The sequence below is a fragment of the Hymenobacter actinosclerus genome (assembly GCF_900111515.1).
GTDB classification, from domain to species: Bacteria; Bacteroidota; Bacteroidia; order Cytophagales; family Hymenobacteraceae; genus Hymenobacter; species Hymenobacter actinosclerus.
On sequence record NZ_FOHS01000003.1, the window covers coordinates 161,498 to 177,826 of the forward strand.

The 16,329-nt window shown below is 63.5% G+C and carries 13 protein-coding genes; 11 read left to right on the forward strand and 2 right to left on the reverse strand.

Annotation, left to right across the window (positions count from 1 at the left end):
• The first annotated feature begins 25 nt into the window (after positions 1–25).
• From BMY67_RS12305 to BMY67_RS12320, 4 genes are read left to right on the forward strand one after another with little or no spacing between them, the layout of a single operon-like run.
• Positions 26–436 (forward strand): hypothetical protein, encoded by a 411-nt coding sequence (locus tag BMY67_RS12305; RefSeq protein ID WP_092771993.1) that lies wholly within the window; start codon positions 26–28, stop codon positions 434–436.
• Between the two features lie 10 nt (positions 437–446).
• Entirely contained in the window at positions 447–1,235 is a 789-nt protein-coding gene (locus tag BMY67_RS12310; RefSeq protein ID WP_092771995.1) for a hypothetical protein, read from the forward strand.
• A 55-nt stretch (positions 1,236–1,290) separates the two neighbouring features.
• Positions 1,291–2,103, forward strand: coding sequence for a sensor histidine kinase (locus BMY67_RS12315; RefSeq protein WP_092771997.1), 813 nt, complete (start codon positions 1,291–1,293; stop codon positions 2,101–2,103).
• Entirely contained in the window at positions 2,100–2,513 is a 414-nt protein-coding gene (locus BMY67_RS12320) for a response regulator (protein WP_092771999.1), read from the forward strand. The genes BMY67_RS12315 and BMY67_RS12320 overlap by 4 nt, the downstream gene beginning before the upstream one ends.
• Positions 2,514–2,527: 14 nt before the next feature.
• On the opposite strand, the gene BMY67_RS12325 is transcribed toward BMY67_RS12320, so the two are convergent.
• Positions 2,528–2,860: an MGMT family protein gene (locus BMY67_RS12325; protein ID WP_092772001.1), complete on the reverse strand. Its 333-nt coding sequence runs from the start codon at positions 2,858–2,860 to the stop codon at positions 2,528–2,530.
• Positions 2,861–3,135: 275 nt separating this feature from the next.
• Here BMY67_RS12325 and BMY67_RS12330 point away from each other — a divergent pair, with 275 nt between their 5' ends.
• From BMY67_RS12330 to BMY67_RS12345, 4 genes are all read left to right on the forward strand, one after another.
• On the forward strand, positions 3,136–4,287 hold the full coding sequence (locus BMY67_RS12330) for an efflux RND transporter periplasmic adaptor subunit (protein ID WP_092772003.1): 1,152 nt from the start codon (positions 3,136–3,138) through the stop codon (positions 4,285–4,287).
• 111 nt (positions 4,288–4,398) lie between these two features.
• Positions 4,399–7,482, forward strand: a complete 3,084-nt coding sequence (locus BMY67_RS12335; protein WP_092772005.1) for an efflux RND transporter permease subunit — start codon at positions 4,399–4,401, stop codon at positions 7,480–7,482.
• Between the two features lie 181 nt (positions 7,483–7,663).
• Positions 7,664–9,100: a TolC family protein gene (locus tag BMY67_RS12340; protein WP_092772006.1), complete on the forward strand. Its 1,437-nt coding sequence runs from the start codon at positions 7,664–7,666 to the stop codon at positions 9,098–9,100.
• Positions 9,101–9,132: 32 nt separating this feature from the next.
• On the forward strand, positions 9,133–9,555 hold the full coding sequence (locus BMY67_RS12345; RefSeq protein ID WP_092772008.1) for a hypothetical protein: 423 nt from the start codon (positions 9,133–9,135) through the stop codon (positions 9,553–9,555).
• Here BMY67_RS12345 and BMY67_RS12350 read toward each other — a convergent pair.
• Positions 9,552–10,877 (reverse strand): zinc dependent phospholipase C family protein, encoded by a 1,326-nt coding sequence (locus tag BMY67_RS12350; RefSeq protein WP_177189809.1) that lies wholly within the window; start codon positions 10,875–10,877, stop codon positions 9,552–9,554. The two genes, BMY67_RS12345 and BMY67_RS12350, sit on opposite strands and share 4 nt — an antisense overlap.
• Before the next feature lie 176 nt (positions 10,878–11,053).
• Between BMY67_RS12350 and BMY67_RS12355 the strand changes: the two genes are divergently transcribed.
• The 3 genes from BMY67_RS12355 to BMY67_RS12365 all read left to right on the forward strand — a co-directional run bounded on the left by BMY67_RS12355 (position 11,054) and on the right by BMY67_RS12365 (position 16,301).
• A complete protein-coding gene (locus BMY67_RS12355) occupies positions 11,054–11,473 on the forward strand; it encodes a hypothetical protein (RefSeq protein WP_092772012.1) in 420 nt (139 codons plus the stop codon).
• A 168-nt stretch (positions 11,474–11,641) separates the two neighbouring features.
• Positions 11,642–14,860 (forward strand): efflux RND transporter permease subunit, encoded by a 3,219-nt coding sequence (locus tag BMY67_RS12360; RefSeq protein WP_092772014.1) that lies wholly within the window; start codon positions 11,642–11,644, stop codon positions 14,858–14,860.
• Between the two features lie 202 nt (positions 14,861–15,062).
• Complete coding sequence (locus tag BMY67_RS12365; protein WP_092772016.1) at positions 15,063–16,301, forward strand: TolC family protein; 1,239 nt, start codon at positions 15,063–15,065, stop codon at positions 16,299–16,301.
• Positions 16,302–16,329: the final 28 nt, after the last annotated feature.

Here is a 16,329-nt window from a genome sequence, read left to right on the forward strand (position 1 = left end):
GCGCATTCCTACAAATCATTACTCCATGAAGAACAACGACCCCATCCGTGACTTCAACCCCGATGCCGGCGCGCCTATCCCGATAGCCGAGGCGTCCGACTGGACCGCCAACTACCGCGCCGAGGCCCTTACTGAAGCAGAAGTAGCCGGTCGCAAGCGCATCAACGCCTACTACTTCGGCAATAAGCTGCTCGATACAATTCAAAGCCAGGAAGGCTGCGTGGGCCTGCGGTTTTATATGGGTCTAGAGAACTCGAAAGACGGAAAGGGCAAACGCGACGAATCACAACTGCTCGTAGTAGGTGTTGATAAGGACGGCCACGACATCGTACCGCGTCTGGGAGCTGATGGAGAGATGATGTACGATGACGGTATTGTGGGAGATAGTTCCATGAAATGCCCACCCGTTTGCGACCCTAACAGTCCTCTGTCTTAGCCCTCGCGCCATGGCCGACTGGCAAAGCACTATTAATCTACTCCTTAGAATAGGGGAAAGTGCCAGCCTTTTATTGTTAGGGGTCATATGGGGCCGGAAGACGAACCTTGGTTCAGCTTTCCGGCCCCTGCTTGGTTACTTAGCAAGCGATGCGTTAATTTACGTTATCGATTTTTTTGGCAGAAAAATACTTCATAATAATATTTTCATTTTCCAACTTTCCACTTTCTGTGATGTTACATGGCTGACTTTAATATTTATCAACTTAGCGTCTAACAAAACCAATAAATGGCTTATAACAGGCTGGCTAATATTTTTTTTTAGCACCGTTGTAAGTATCGTATGGGTAGATGGAATAACTACTAATATGAATACGCTTAGCCGAGCAGTAGGCAATACTTTCCTGGTCTTTATGGCATTTCGGCAGTTAAGCCAGATGATTCGCCACGAATATCTGTTTCCTCCGTTCAAAAGCCCACCGTTTGTTTTTTGTACCATCGTAGCTATTTATTATTCCTCCTCACTACCCATATTTCTTGGGCAGGATTTACCCCGCTATGGCTGGCTCATCAGTTCAGACATTGTCCTCAATACAAAGTATTTCATAAGAACAATTTCCTGGTTTTACCCCTTCCTGCGCGCCATCCAGTTTGGCCTGCTGCTGCACCTCATCACGCTTTTCCCGATGGGCGTAACGCCGCGCCACGCGCTGCCGCGGTGGCTGCGGTTCCGGCTGGGGTGGCGGCCGCCGACTAAAAACTGGCGCTACCGGGTGCTACCGCCGCATCTGGTCGGCTAAATCGGTATCTTGGCCCCGCTGACCCGGCCGGCCGGGCTGCTGGCCGCCCCTTTCCATGCCCGACGCGCTGCTTCCGCTTGTTCTCGTTACGCCCATCCTGCTGCTGCTGGCCCTGGGCGTGGTGGGCTTTGTGGTGCGCTACCAGCGCCGCCTCATTCAGCAGCAGCAGCAGATGCAGCAGCTGCACGAAGACGGCCAGCAGCAGGCCCTGGAAGCCGCTTTGCTGGCCCAGGAAGAAGAGCGCCGCCGCATTGCCGGCGACCTGCACGACGGCGTAGGCACCACGCTGGCTATTGTCAAGCTCCACCTCAACACGCTCAATCAACCGGCCCTCACCCACGAGGCCACGCTGCTGCTCGACCAGGCCATTAGTGAGGTGCGGCGCATTTCGCGCAACCTGCTGCCGGCGGCCCTCCAGAAATTCGGGCTGCCCTTCGCCCTCGAAGCCCTGGCCCGCACCATTCCGTCCGACGGCCCCACCCAGGTAAGTATCGAGCAGACCGGCACGCCCCGCCGCCTCGAAGCCCGTTACGAGCTGATTGTATACCGCATTGTGCAGGAGCTGGTGGGCAATGGCCTGCGCCACGCCCACGCAAGCAATATTCGGATGCAGGTGGAGTTTGGTAACGAGGAGCTCACGCTGCGCTACTCCGACGACGGCATCGGCTTCGACCCCACGCAGTCGGACCAGCCGCCGCTGCCCAGTACGCGCACCGGTCTGGGCCTCACCAATATGCGCAGCCGCGTGGGCGTGCTGCGCGGCACGCTGCAGCACCAATCGTCGCCGGGGCAGGGCACCACGGTGAAGATTTCGCTGCCACTGCCTTACCTTGCTTCTAACCCGCCCTCCATTTCCTCGCTGGTATGAGTACTACTTCCGTCCGCCTGGCCGTCGTCGACGACCACATTCTGTTTCGCAAGGGCCTGCGGGCCCTTATCAGCGGCTTTCCCGGCATGGAGGTGCTCTTCGAGGCCGGCGACGGCCAGGAGCTGCTCGAACGCCTCGACCAGGGCGTTATTCCGGATGTTATCCTGATGGACCTGCAGATGCCGGTGCTCGACGGGCTGCAAACCGTGCGGCTGCTGCGCAGCCAGTATCCGCAGGTGCGCTCCATCATCATTTCCATGCACGACGAACCCGAGCTGATTGACTCGCTCCGCACCGAGGGTGCCCACGGCTACCTGCTCAAGAATGCCAGCCCCGAAGAAGTGCTGGGTGCCATCCGCCAGGTAATGGCCGACACCCCGCACCCCACAATACCCGTGGTAAGCCGCTGATTAGGTGAACCAACCTACTCCAGCTCAGTGGCCGGGTCCCAGAACAGCTGCCTGAAATCCTGGACCTCATCATCGATTACCCGGATGCCTTCGGCTTCCAGGGCCTCCTGCATGGCGGTGGGCGTGGCAAAGTGCTGCCGGCCCGTGAGCTGCCCGTTGCGGTTGATAACGCGGTGGGCCGGCACGTACTCGTTGGCCGTGTGCGAGGCCATCATGGCCCAGCCTACCATGCGGGCCCCGCGCCGCGAGCCCAGGTAGTGCGCAATGGCGCCGTAGGTAGTTACCCGCCCAGGCGGCACCAGCCGCACCACTTCGTGAACTTCCTGAAAGAAATTGCGCTGCTCCATAAGGGGAGATGATGAATAGTGGGCGGATGAACCGGGAAGTTGCCCTTCGGCAGCCCCAACGGCCCCGAGGCGCAATTAGCGCAATCTGCGCGTCAACTCCCCGGCCGGCCAGCTTACTATTTCATCAGCTGCGCAACCCGGGGGCCGAATCGGTGTCTTACCCCCATTATGTATATCCGATGCCGGCAGGGTAAACCTGCGGCCGGGGCAGCGCGTTGTGGTAGGTGCGACGGGCAGCCCAGGTACGGCGGCACCGGTAAGCGCAACTGCTGTTCATGCAAACTCAGGATTATATCGAGGAGCCCCGGGTGGCCCCCGCCCGCACCAGCGGAGCCGGCCGCCGCATTCTGTGGCTGGTGCTGACTTTGGCCGTCGTGGCCGGGCTGGTGTTCGCCAAAATGAAGTACTTCCCGGCACCCGAAGCCAAAGGTGGCAAAGGTGCAGGCGGCAAAGGAGCCGCCGGGAAGGGTGGCGGCGCGCCCAAGGCCGGCCCTGCCCTGCCCGTAGAGGTGTATGTGGTAAAGGCCACCAACCTCTCCGACGCGGTGGCCGCCACCGGCTCGGTGCTGGCCGAGGAGGCCGTGGTCATCAAAAGCGAAGTGGCGGGCAAGATTACCAGCCTCAACCTGCGCGAGGGTCAGCCGGTGCGCAAGGGCCAGGTGCTGGTTACCATCAACGCCGACGACCTGCAGGCCGCCCTGCGCAAGCAGCAGTACAACATCAAGCTCTACCAGGACCAGGAAAAGCGCCAGCGCACGCTGCTGGACAAGGAGTACATCAGTGCCCAGGAGTACGAGCAGTCGAACAACCAGGTGCTCACGGCCCGCGCCGAGCTGGGCGCGCTACGGGCCACGCTGGCCAAATCCACCATTCGGTCGCCGTTTGATGGGGTGCTGGGTCTGACCACGGCCACCGTGGGCACCTACGTAAGCCCCGGCACCGAAATCACCACGCTTTCCAAGGTGAAGCCGGTGAAGATAGAGTTTGCCGTGCCCGGGCGCTTCGCCCGCCTCGTGAAACTCCAGGACCCCATCACCATCACCGATGAGGCTTCCAACAACAAGTACAAAGCCAAGGTATACGCCCTCGACCCGCAGATTGACCCGGTGAGCCGCACCCAGACGGTGCGCGCCCGCTACCCCAACACCAGCAACGAGCTGCGCCCGGGTGCCTTTGTGAAAGTAAACCTCGAACTCGGCCAGACCGAGGGCGCCCTGCAGGTGCCCACCGAAGCCGTGGTGCCGGAAGCGGCCGGCTACAGCGTGTACACCGTGAAAAACGGCAAAATGGAACCCCGCAAAATCAAAATCGGGATGCGTTCCGACAAGCTGATTCAGGTAACTGACGGGTTGAGCATCGGTGATTCGGTGATTCGGACCGGCATTTTACAAGTCAAACCAGGGGACTTGGTACGGGTTATCAAATAGCTACCACGCAGGCCCTGGCAGCGGCCAACCCGGAGCCCCGCCGCCCCGCCCGACCATGCCGCCGCGCCCCGCGCACCCCATCCCCAGCCACGACACTGCGCGCCATACCTCATGAGTCTATCCAGCACTAGCATAAACCGGCCGGTTCTCGCCCTTGTGATGAGCCTGGTGATTGTCATTTTCGGGGTGATTGGGTTTCGCTACCTGAGCATCCGCGAATACCCGAGCGTCGACCCGCCCATCATCAGCGTGTCGGCCAGCTACACCGGCGCCTCGGCCGACGTGATGCAGAGCCAGGTAACGGAGGTGCTCGAAGAAGCCATCAACGGCGTGCAGGGCATCAAAAACCTGACCTCCAACTCCCGCGACGGGCGGGCCAGCATCAAGGTGGAATTCGACCTCGATGCCGACCTGGAAACGGCCGCCAACGACGTGCGCGACAAGGTGTCGGGGGTGCAGGGCCGCCTGCCCCGCGACATGGACCCGGCCACCGTGAGCAAGGCCAACGCCGACTCGCAGCCCATTGTGCTCACTTACCTGAGCTCGAACCGCCGCACCCTGCTGGAGCTGACCGACTACGCCAACAACACGCTCAAGGAGCGCCTGCAAACCATTCCGGGCGTGTCGGAAATCCGGGTGTACGGCGAGCGAAAGTACTCCATGCACCTCTGGCTCGACCCCGTGAAGCTGTCGGCGCTGAGCGTGAGCCCGGTGGAGATTCAGCAGGCGCTGGCCCGCGAAAACGTGGAGCTGCCCAGCGGCTCGGTGCAGGGCCAGGCCACCCAGCTCACGCTGCGCACCATGGGCCGCCTCACCTCGGTCGAGGAATTCAACAACCTGATTATCCGCCGCGACGCGAACTCGCTGGTGCGCATGTCGGATATCGGCTACGCCGAGCTCTACCCCGAAAACGACCAGACGATTTTCCGGGTGAACGGGGTGCCGGGCGTGGCCCTGGCCGTTATTCCGCAGCCCGGCTCCAACCAGATTGACATTGCCGACGAGTTCAACAAGCGCATTGCCCAGTTCGGCAAAGACCTGCCCGACGACCTGGAGCTGCGCCAGGCCATCGACTACTCCATCTTCATCCGCAAATCCATCAGCGAGGTCGAGCACACGCTCATCGAGGCCTTCGTGCTGGTGGTCATCATCATCTTCCTGTTCCTGCGCGACTGGCGCTCCACCATCATCCCCATTGTGGCCATTCCGGTGTCGCTGATTGGCATTTTCTTCGTGATGTACCTGATGGATTTCTCCATCAACGTGCTCACGCTGCTGGGCGTGGTGCTGGCCATCGGCCTGGTAGTGGACGACGCCATTGTGGTGCTGGAAAACATCTACTCGCGCATCGAGGACGGCGAGGAGCCCCACGAGGCCGCCATCAAGGGCTCCGAGGAAATCCTGATGGCCGTGGTGAGTACCACCGTGGTGCTGGCCGCCGTGTTCCTGCCAGTGGTGTTCCTGACTGGCATTACGGGCCGCCTGTTCCGCGAATTCGGCATTGTGGTGGCCGGCTCGGTGCTGATTTCGGCCTTCGTTTCGCTCACGCTCACGCCCATGATGTGCTCGCGCCTGCTCAAGCGCCAGGAAAACCACAACTGGTTCTACCGCAAAACCGAGCCCTTCTTCCAGCGCGTCATCAACGGCTACCGGGGCAGCCTGGAAACCTTCCTGCGCAACCGCTGGATGGCCTGGCTGGTGGTGGCGGGCACGGGCGTAGGCATCTGGTTTTTCATGGGTGCCATTCCGTCGGAGCTGGCCCCGGTAGAAGACCGCAGCCGCATCAACCTGAACGCTACCGGGCCCGAGGGCGCTTCCTACGAGTTCATGGACCGCTACATGGGCCAGGTAACGCAGCTGGCCCGCGACTCGGCCGGCAGCGACCTGAGCAGCCTGTTCACGGTTACCTCGCCGGGCTGGTCGGGCAGCTCCAACTCGGGCATTGCCCGGGTACTGCTCAAGGACGCCGATGAACGCACCCGCACCCAAAGCCAGGTAGCCGACGCGCTGAGCGCCGGCGTCAAGGACCTGACTGCCGCCCGCACCTCCGTCAGCCAGGACCAGAGCATTGGCTCGGGCGGGGGCGGCGGCCTGCCGGTGCAGTTTGTTATCCAGACCCAGGACTTCGAGAAGCTGCGCACGGCCGTGCCCAAGTTTCTGGAGGCCGCCCGCCAGGACCCCACCTTCCAGTACGTGGATGTGGACCTGAAATTCAACAAGCCCGAGCTGCGCGTAAACATCAACCGCGACAAGGCCCAGAGTCTGGGCGTGTCGGTGCAGGATATTTCGCAGACGCTGCAGGCCGGCCTGAGCGGGCAGCGCTACGGCTATTTCATCAAGAACGGCAAGCAGTACCAGATTATCGGGCAGGTGGCCCGCGAAGACCGCAGCCAGCCGCTGGATGTGCGCCTGCTGTCGGTGAAAAGCCGGACCGGTGAAATCGTGCAGCTCGATAACGTGATTACGCTTACCGAAAGCAGTACCCCGCCGCAGCTCTACCGCTTCAACCGCTACAACGCGGCCACGTTCTCGGCCTCGCTGGCCCCTGGCCAAACGCTGGGCGACGGCATTGCCGCCATGCAGGCCATTGCCGACAAAAACCTCGACGACACCTACTCCACCGAGCTGGCCGGCGCCTCGCGCGACTTCCAGGAAAGCTCCTCCTCGCTGGTATTTGCCTTCGGGCTGGCGCTGGTGCTGATTTACCTGGTGCTGGCTGCCCAGTTCGAAAGCTTCCGCGACCCGGTCATCATCATGGCCACCGTGCCGCTGGCCCTGAGCGGCGCGCTGCTGAGCCTGTGGTACTTCAACCAGACGCTGAACCTGTTCTCCCAAATCGGCATCATCATGCTGATTGGGCTGGTGACGAAAAACGGTATTCTCATTGTCGAATTTGCCAACCAGAAAGTGGAGCAGGGCATGGACTACATGAGCGGGCTGGTAGAAGGCGCCACGGCCCGTTTCCGGCCGATTCTGATGACCAGCCTGTGCGCCATTCTGGGTATTCTGCCCATTGCCATGGCCACCGGCGCGGGCGCGCTCAGCCGCCGGGCCATGGGCATTGGCGTGGTGGGCGGCCTGTTTTTCGCTACTATTCTCACGCTGTACGTGGTGCCGGTGATGTACTCGTACTTTGCCACCGCCAAAAAGCACAAGTCGGCCGCCGAGCCCGAGCCTGAGAAAGTAGCAGCGTAGCGCCTCACCCCCTAGCCCCTTCTCCAGGGGGAGAAGAGGAACCAGATTCTAATTTTATATCCAGCATTCTAGCCTTTTATCCAGTTCTAAAAAATCTAAAAGCTAGTTCCCCTCTCCCCCTGGAGAGGGGGCTAGGGGGTGAGGCAACCCGCCTGCCCGGCAACATCTACTTTTCCTCTGAATGTCACTCCGTTCCTTTTCGCTGCTGCTATTGCTCACCGCCACCGGCCTGCCGGCCCTGGCCCAGCAGCCGGTGCTGCCTTCGCGGCGCGAAACCACCGGGAAGCCCCAGAGCAAGCCCCAGACCGAGAAGCCCGAAACCGTGGCCCCGGCTCCGCCCCTTGCGCTGGCCGAGGCCATCCGGCTGGGTGTGGAGAGCAACTACGCCATCCGGGTTTCGCAGCAGGATGTGCGGGTGGCCGAAAACAACGTGACGCGCGGCAACGCCGGCCAGCTGCCGGTAGTCAATGGCAACTTCGTCCGCACCTTCAACCGCAACAACCAGCGCCAGGAGTTCAGCCAGGGCGACCCGCGCATCACCAACAACGTTTCGTCGAAGCAGCTGCAGGCCAACGTGGCGGGCACCTGGACTATTTTCGATGGCCTGGGCATGTTCATCGCCTACGACCGGCTGCGGACCCTGGAGCAGGGCCAGCGCCAGCTGACGCGGGCGGTGGTGGAGGAAACCGTGGCCGCCATTTCCGATGCCTATTTTGTGGTGGTGCGCGAGTCGGGCAAGATTACTTCGCTCGAAGAAGCCCTTAAAATCGGCCAGGCCCGCATCGACCTGACCCAGGCCCGGGTAGACGTGGGCGTGAGTGCCAAGGTGGAAGTGCTGACGGCCCGCGTGGATTACAACGCCGACCGCTCGGCTCTGATTCAGCAGCAGGAAGCCCTGAAAACTGCTAAAATCAATCTCAACGCGCTGCTGGGCCGCCCCCCCGGCATCGATTTCCGGCCCCTGGACTCGATTGTGGTGGCCCGCGACCTGGAGCGCGACGCCGTGCTGACGGCCATTCGCCAGTACAACCCCCGCCTCGAACAGGCCCGCACCAGCATTGCCGTAGCCGACTACGACCGGCGGCTGGTCCGGGCCTCGCGCTTTCCGCGGGTGGGCCTCACCTCGGGCTACAGCCGCAACAGTAGCTTCAACGGGGCCTCGTTTCTGCCCGGCACCCGCGAGCTGGGCACGGCTACCTCGTACACCAACGGCTTCAACTACGGAGTGGTCGCCACCATTCCCATCTTCGACGGCTTCAACAAAAACCGGCTGGAGCAGAACGCCCGCATCGGCGAAGAGCAGGCCCGGCTGGAACTCGACCAGCTGCAGCTGCAGCTGGCGGCCGATGCCGAGCAGGCCTTTGCCCAGTACCAGAACCGGCTGGCGCTGCTCGAACTGGAAGAGTCCAACATTCTGCTGGCCCGCGAGAACGTGGCCATTGCCCTGGAGCGCTACCGCCTGGGGCTGCTTACGCCGCTGGCCCTGCGCGAGGCCCAGCGCACCCAGCTGCAGGCCGAAACCCGCCTGCTCGATATCCGCTACCAGGCCAAGCAGGCCGAAATTGTGCTGCGCCGCCTCAGCAGCGGGCTGGTACGGGAAGGCCAAGCGCAACCATAGGCTATTTCCGGGATACGTATAATTTTGCAGTCATGCTCCCTACCCTTCCGGCTACCTCCGACTATCTGAACCTATCGTACCGCCCCGATTTAGCCACGCTGGTGGTGCGGTGGCTGCGGGCAGTTTCTTTTGCCGAAGTGCAGGAGGGTTTCCGGGCCGCCCGCGAGATGAGCTACAGCTTTGGCGCGGCCCGCTGGCTGGTGGATGTGCGCCGCCGGACCGAGCTCGATGCCGCCTCCTCGGGCTGGGTGGCCACCACCCTGCTGCCATCAGTGGCCGCCGAAGCCGCCCCGGCCGTTTTGCACATTGCCTACCTGCTCTCGCCCGCCCGCGCCGATATGCTGGAACAGGACGGCGGCATGCGCGCCACCACGGCCACCGCCCGCGCCCACCCCAGCTATCAATTACAGCTGTTTCTGGACGAGGGCGAGGCCGTAAACTGGCTGATGGGTTAGCGCTGCGTGGAATCAACCGGTGTGGCGGCCCGTAGCGCCTGCAGGGCCTCCAGCAGCTGGGCGCGGTCCTTGGCTTCTTCCTTACCGCCCTTTTCTTCGCTCATGTCGCCGTCGTTGTCGTCGCCGGCCCCCACGGCCACTTTTTCGGGGTGCTGGAAAAAGGCGAGCAGGTTTTTCTTCTGATTGGCCGTCAGGTTCTCAAACTTCCTGGCGTCGAGCTTGCGTAGCCATTCGCCGTACGTTTTGTCGGTCAGCGCATATTCACCCGGCGCGGTGGCTTTGCCGGTATCGAAGTCGCGGTTGGGCAGCGGCGGCACGGCGGCCAGCGAGTCGTGGGGTTGCTTGCCCAGCAGGCCGCAGTAGTCTTTGAGCGCCTGCCGGAAGCTGTTTTTGAACAGCTCCTCGCCCTCGGGCGTGGGCACCGTGAAGGCAAACGGCTTGAGCGGGCCGATTTTGGGCAGCACCCGGATAAAATACGACAGCACCCGCGCCCCAAAGCCGGGGTGCTCGTAGGTGTTGCCGTAGCGCTTTTCGTAGGCGCGGCGGCTGTCCTTGTACACGTATTCGCGGCGGCGGGCCCGCGGGCTCAGCTCCCGGATTTTCTTTTTCTGGGTTTGCCAGGCCGCCCGGCTGGCCAGCGGAATCAGGTTGCGCACCGCAAACCGGAACGAGCCGATGGCTAAGTCCACGTTGAAAATCACCTGGCCCAGCTCCAGGCCGTAGGTTTTCAGAAAGGCCCGCTCCAGCAGCGGCTTGCTTACCTGAAAACCGATGTAGCGCTGGTAGTCGGCGGTGCGGTAGCGGCCCGAGGCCACCTGCACCACATCGAAGGCGAATTCGAGCTGGGTGTGCTGGTGCGGCGCCTGCTCGTAGGTGATGGGGGAGCCGAACTTGGCCTTGAGGTCGGGGTAGACTTTGGGCATGGCCAGGTTGGTGCCCTGCGGATGGCCGGCGAGGTCGGCGGTGTAGTGGGCCAGCGCCCCGAGGGCGAAGGCGTACTCGTTGCGGCTGCGGGCCTCGCCCAGCAGGTGGCGCACGAAGTCGCCCGAGCGCACGTAGTGGGTTAGATTAGTGAAAAACTCCGAGCCCATGGGGTAGTAACCCATGTCCTGCAGAATAGAGCCGCCGTAGGCGTAGCTTTTGGCCTCCAGCAGCTCGTCGTCGGTGGCGCCGGGGTAGCGTTGCTGCAATAGCGGCAGCAGGCAGGGCGTCCAGCTCGAATCAACCTGGGCCTGGTGGGTGAGCACGGAGTAGGCCGCGGCCGGCCGCGAAGCCAGCAGCCCGGCCAGCAGCAGCGCCGCGCAGAAATACCATTTCAACATAAAAAGCGCCGGGGCCGGGCATAGTGCGCAGCGGTTAGCTGCCTGCCTTACGCCGCTGCCAAGGCTGAGGTTGTGCCGCATCCCAGGTCGCTGGCAGTTTTCAGACCGATTCCAAATTTGCTTCAAAAAACGGCTTTCGCCAACAACCCGACGCCGGGCACGTTACCTTTGGCGTGATGAAGCCGGTTGTTGCCTTTCTGATGGGTTTTGTAATGTTGCTCGGCAGCCTGCTGCCCCAGCACGACCTCTCGGAGCTGGCCAAGCTGCCCGAGCTGGCCGAGCACTACCGTTACCACCGCGCCTTGGCCGGCGGCGACCTGTCGGTGGTGGCCTTCCTGGCCCTGCACTACGGCCCCCAGGGCGCCAGCCACCACCAGAATCCGGTTTCGCACCGCGACGCCCAGGACCACGAGAAGCTGCCCCTGGAGCAGCACCACCACAACTGCGTGCTGGTGAGCTTCGTGCTGCCCGCTGCCGCCCGCGTATCGGCCCCGGCCCCGCCCCTGGCCTGGCCCGCCGCTGCCTACCGGCCCGCGCCCGGCTCACTCTACGCTTTCAGCGTGAGCCGCACCCTGCTCCAGCCGCCCCGAGCGTAAGCCGCCGCGCCCCTGGGCGCAGTGTGTTCTTATCTTATTAGCTGTTAGCCTTAGCTGTCAGCGGTTAGCTTTTCGTTCGACGGATACTGACCGGCTGTTTGCTTATGGATGAATGCTCCGTTGAACGGAAGCTAACAGCTAATAGCTCAAAGCTAACAGCTGAATAAAATGATTTCTGCCATTATCCGGGCCAGCGTGCGGCATAAGCTGCTGGTGGTGCTGATGCTCGTGGGCCTAGTGGCCTGGGGCAGCTACTCGGCCCTGCACCTGCCCCTTGATGCCATTCCCGACGTTACCAACAACCAGGTCCAGGTTATCACCCAAAGCCCCGCGCTGGCCGCCCAGGAGGTCGAGCAGTTGCTCACTATTCCGCTGGAGCTGAGCTTGCGCACCATTCCGGGCGTCACGGGCGTGCGGTCCATTTCGCGCTTCGGGCTCTCGGCCATTACCGTGGTGTTCGACGACGACGTGCCCACGCTCGAAACCCGCCAACTCGTGGCCGAGAAGCTGCGCACCGCCGAGGCCGACCTGGGCGCGGGCCTGGGCCGCCCCGAAATGGCCCCCATCACCACCGGCCTGGGCGAAATCTACCAGTACACGCTGGGCGTGAAGCCGGGCTACGAAAAACAGTTTTCACTGGCCCGGCTGCGCGAGGTGCAGGACTGGGTGGTGAAGCGCCAGCTGGCCGGCGTGCCCGGTGTGGTCGACGTGAGCAGCTTCGGCGGCTTCGTGCGCCAGTACGAAGTGAGCATCAACCCCGAGCGGCTGAACGCGCTGGGCGTGAGCCTGGGGGAGCTGTACGGGGCCCTGGAAGCCGGCAACGGCAACACCGGCGGCTCGTACCTGGAGCGGGGCCGCAACGCCTACTTCATCCGGGGCGAGGGCCGGGCTACTTCGTTGCAGGACGTGGGCAGCATGGTGGTGAAGCAAACCAGCGCCGGGCTGCCGCTGCTGGTGCGCGACGTGGCCGACGTGCGCTTCGGCCACGCCGTGCGCTACGGGGCCCTGACGCGCAACGGCGAGGGCGAAACTGTGGGCGGCATCGTGCTCATGCTCAAGGGCGCGTCCTCGGAAAGCACAATTGCCGGCGTGAAGGCGCGGGTGGCCGACATCAACCAGCAGCTGCCCGAAGGCCTGTTCGTGCGCCCCTTCCTCGACCGCACCAAGCTGGTGGACACCGCCATTGCCACCGTGGCCAAAAACCTGCTCGAAGGCGGGGCCATCGTGCTGCTGGTACTGCTGCTGCTGCTGGGCAATTGGCGGGCCGCGCTGGTGGTGGCGTCCATGATTCCGCTGTGCATGTTGTTCGCGCTGGGCATGATGCGCGTGTTCGGCGTGTCGGCCAACCTCATGAGCCTGGGCGCTTTGGACTTCGGGCTGCTAGTGGACGGGGCCATCATCATCGTGGAAGCCATGATTTTCCACCTGGTACATTTCCGGGCGCGGGCCGCCAGTGAGACGCTGGACGAGGTGGCCGAAGCCTCGGCCAGCCGCATGATGCGCTCGGCCCTGTTCGGCCAGCTCATCATTCTCATCGTCTACCTGCCCATTCTGGCCCTCACCGGCATCGAGGGCAAGATGTTCCGGCCCATGGCCCTGACGGTGAGCTTCGCCATCGTGGGGGCCATGCTGCTGTGCCTGACCTACGTGCCGGCCGTGTCGGCCTGGGCCCTGCGCAAGGATATCCAGGAAGAAGGCACGCTGGCTTACCGCATTATGCGGCGGCTGTACCGGGGCTACGCGCCGCTGCTGGCCGGGGCCCTGCGCTGGCGCGGGGCGGTGCTGGCCGGGGCGCTGGCGCTGCTGGTGCTCACGGGCTGGGTGTTCAGCCGGCTCGGGGGCGAATTTATTCCGCAGCTTGATGAGGGCGACTTCGCCGTGAACATCACCGTGGCCCCCGGCTCGTCGCTGGCCCAGAGCGTGGCCACCACCACCGAAGTGCAGAAAATTCTGCTGGAGAAATTTCCGGAAGTGGAGCAGGTGGTGGGCAAAATCGGCACATCGGAAATTCCCACCGACCCCATGAGCCTGGAGGATTCCGACCAGATTGTGGTGCTCAAGCCCCAGGGCGAGTGGACTTCGGCTGGCTCGCGCGAGGAGCTGGCCAACAAAATGGCCGCGGCCCTGGCTGGGCTGCCGGGCGTGAGCATGGAGTTTCAGCAGCCCATTCAGATGCGCTTTAATGAGCTGATTTCGGGCGTGAAGTCCGACATCAGCATCAAGATTTACGGCGACGATTTGGGCTTGCTGTTCGAAAAAGCCAGCCAGGCCGCCGACCTCATCCGGCCCCTGCCCGGCGTGGGCGACCTGAAAGTGGAGCAGATTGCCGCCCTGCCCCAGCTGCGCGTTACTTACAACCGCGCCAAGCTGGCCCAGTACGGCCTGCGGGTAGCCGATTTGAACACGCTGCTGCGCACCTCCTTCGCCGGCGATGTGGCGGGCCAGGTGTACGAGGGCGAGCGGCGCTTCGACCTGGTGGTGCGCCTCGACACCCTGCACCGCCGCGGCATTCAGGATTTGCGGAGCCTGTACGTGGATTTGCCCGGCGGCCAGAAAGTACCCCTGGAAGAAGTGGCCGCCGTCAGCTTCCGTAACGCCCCCACCCAGGTCTCGCGCGACGACGGCCGCCGCCGCATCAACATCGGCGTGAACGTGCGCAACCGCGACGTGGAAAGCCTGGTGCAGGATATTGAAGCCAGGCTGAATACCGGCCTCAAGCTGCCGCCGGGATACTCGCTGGAGTACGGCGGCCAGTTCGAGAACCTGCAACAGGCCAAGTCGCGCCTGGCCGTGGCCGTGCCCGTGTCGCTGGCCCTCATTTTCCTGCTGCTCTACTTCTCCTTCGGCTCGCTCAAGCAGGCCGGCCTGATTTTCACCGGCATCCCGCTGGCCGCCATCGGGGGCGTGCTGGCGCTGTGGCTGCGCGATATGCCGTTCAGCATCTCGGCCGGCGTGGGCTTTATCGCCCTGTTTGGGGTAGCCGTGCTCAACGGCATCGTGCTGGTAGCCAGCCTCAACGAGCTGGCCCTGGCCGGCATCGGGCGCGTGCACGAACGGGTACGCCGGGCCACCGAAGAGCGGTTCCGGCCGGTGCTGCTCACGGCCGCCGTGGCCTCGCTGGGCTTCCTGCCGATGGCCCTGAGCACCTCCGGCGGGGCCGAGGTGCAGAAGCCGCTGGCCACGGTAGTCATCGGCGGCCTGCTCACGGCCACGCTGCTCACGCTGCTGGTGCTGCCGGTGCTCTACACCTTCTTCACCCAGGACGGCGAGCCCAGCCCCGGCGAAGCCACGCCGGAAGCCATTGCCCAGGCCAGGGAAAACCACGGGGTGGGGATGGAACAGGAGGATGCCGTTGAGCATGAGCAAGATGCTAAAGCTAGCAGCTAGCTCCCCTCCTTGGAAAGGAGGGGCTGGGGGTGGTTGATTCGTCAGAACGACCCATCAGTTTCTAAAGCCAGTCATCGTTCTATCATCCTCAACCACCCCCAGCCCCTCCTTTCCAAGGAGGGGAGCTAGCTGCTAGCTCTAACCTTAATTTACTATACCCTATCACATTAACCACCTTCCGCACATTCTCCACACTAGAAACATGCGCCTCCTCCTGCTCCTTCTGTTCTTGATTCCGGCCACCTTACGCGCCCAGAACACGCCCGGCACGCTGCCGCCCCCGGCCCCGCCCGGCCCTCCTGGCGGGCTCAGTCTCGGCCAGGCCCTGAGCACCGGTCTGCGCCAGAGTTTGCTTACCGAATCCAGCGGCCTGCTGGTGGAGCAGCAGCGGGTGCTCACACGCACCGGCTACGATTTGCCCCGCACCGTGGCCGACTACCAGTACGGGCAGATTTCGGGGCCGCTGCGCGACCACACGTTCAACATCGTGCAACAAACCTCCCTGCCGGGCGTGTACACGGCCCAGCGCCGGCTGCTGGAAAGCCAGGTAGGCACGGCCGAGCAGCGGGGCCGACAGCAGCGCCGCGAGTTGGCTTACTCCATCCGGAGCACCTACTACGAGCTGCTGCTCAGCTACCGCCGCGCCGCGCTGCTGCGCCGCCAGGACAGCCTCTACCAGCGCGCTGCCCGCGCCGCCCGCATCCGCTACCAGACCGGGGCCACCAACCGCCTGGAGCAGGTGTCGGCCGAGGCGCGGCTGCGGGAGCTGCAAAACCGCCAGGCCCTGCTGCTCACCGACCAGCAGGTGCTAACCCAGCAGCTGGCCGTACTGCTCAACCAGCCCCCGCCGGCCCTCATCGACACCACCGCCGACGCCCGCGTGCGCCTAGCGGCCGCTGATACAGCCGGACTCACGGCAGCCACCAACCCCACGCTGGGCCTGCTGGAACAGGAGCGGGAAGTGAGCCGCCGCCAGACCCGGGTCGAGGAGCTGCGCCGCCTGCCCGACCTGCGCCTGGGCTACTTCACCCAAACCATCAACCGCGAAACTGGCTTCCACGTGGCCCAGGCCGGGGTGGCGCTGCCGCTGCTGGGCGGGGCGCACCGGAGCCGCATTGCCGCCGCCCGCATCGGCGAGCAGGCCGCCGACGCCCAGCTGCGCTACGCCACGGCCCAGCTTGGCGGGCAGCTGGCGGGCCTACGCCAGCGCCTGCGCCGGGCCACGGCCTCACTCGGCTACTACGAGCAAACTGCCCTGCCCCAGGCCCGCCTCATCATTAACACGGCCGAAAAAAGCTTCCGCGCCGGCGACATCGACTACGTGGAATACGTGGTAAACACCGAGCCCGCCTGGCAAATCCGCGCCACCTACCTCGACCAGCTGCAACACTACAACGACCTGGCCCTGCAACTGCTGCTGCTCACGGGCCGGGATGAGTAACACCTATCATCCTGAGCGGAGCGAAGGA

What these genes read in the sequence shown, in the direction of transcription:
- BMY67_RS12305 (WP_092771993.1), top strand. Translation starts at nt 26, where the DNA reads ATGAAGAACAACGACCCCATCCGTGACTTCAACCCCGATGCCGGCGCG.
- BMY67_RS12310 (WP_092771995.1), top strand. Translation starts at nt 447, where the DNA reads ATGGCCGACTGGCAAAGCACTATTAATCTACTCCTTAGAATAGGGGAA.
- BMY67_RS12315 (WP_092771997.1), top strand. Translation starts at nt 1,291, where the DNA reads ATGCCCGACGCGCTGCTTCCGCTTGTTCTCGTTACGCCCATCCTGCTG.
- BMY67_RS12320 (WP_092771999.1), top strand. Translation starts at nt 2,100, where the DNA reads ATGAGTACTACTTCCGTCCGCCTGGCCGTCGTCGACGACCACATTCTG.
- BMY67_RS12325 (WP_092772001.1), bottom strand. Translation starts at nt 2,860, where the DNA reads ATGGAGCAGCGCAATTTCTTTCAGGAAGTTCACGAAGTGGTGCGGCTG.
- BMY67_RS12330 (WP_092772003.1), top strand. Translation starts at nt 3,136, where the DNA reads ATGCAAACTCAGGATTATATCGAGGAGCCCCGGGTGGCCCCCGCCCGC.
- BMY67_RS12335 (WP_092772005.1), top strand. Translation starts at nt 4,399, where the DNA reads ATGAGTCTATCCAGCACTAGCATAAACCGGCCGGTTCTCGCCCTTGTG.
- BMY67_RS12340 (WP_092772006.1), top strand. Translation starts at nt 7,664, where the DNA reads ATGTCACTCCGTTCCTTTTCGCTGCTGCTATTGCTCACCGCCACCGGC.
- BMY67_RS12345 (WP_092772008.1), top strand. Translation starts at nt 9,133, where the DNA reads ATGCTCCCTACCCTTCCGGCTACCTCCGACTATCTGAACCTATCGTAC.
- BMY67_RS12350 (WP_177189809.1), bottom strand. Translation starts at nt 10,877, where the DNA reads ATGTTGAAATGGTATTTCTGCGCGGCGCTGCTGCTGGCCGGGCTGCTG.
- BMY67_RS12355 (WP_092772012.1), top strand. Translation starts at nt 11,054, where the DNA reads ATGAAGCCGGTTGTTGCCTTTCTGATGGGTTTTGTAATGTTGCTCGGC.
- BMY67_RS12360 (WP_092772014.1), top strand. Translation starts at nt 11,642, where the DNA reads ATGATTTCTGCCATTATCCGGGCCAGCGTGCGGCATAAGCTGCTGGTG.
- BMY67_RS12365 (WP_092772016.1), top strand. Translation starts at nt 15,063, where the DNA reads ATGCGCCTCCTCCTGCTCCTTCTGTTCTTGATTCCGGCCACCTTACGC.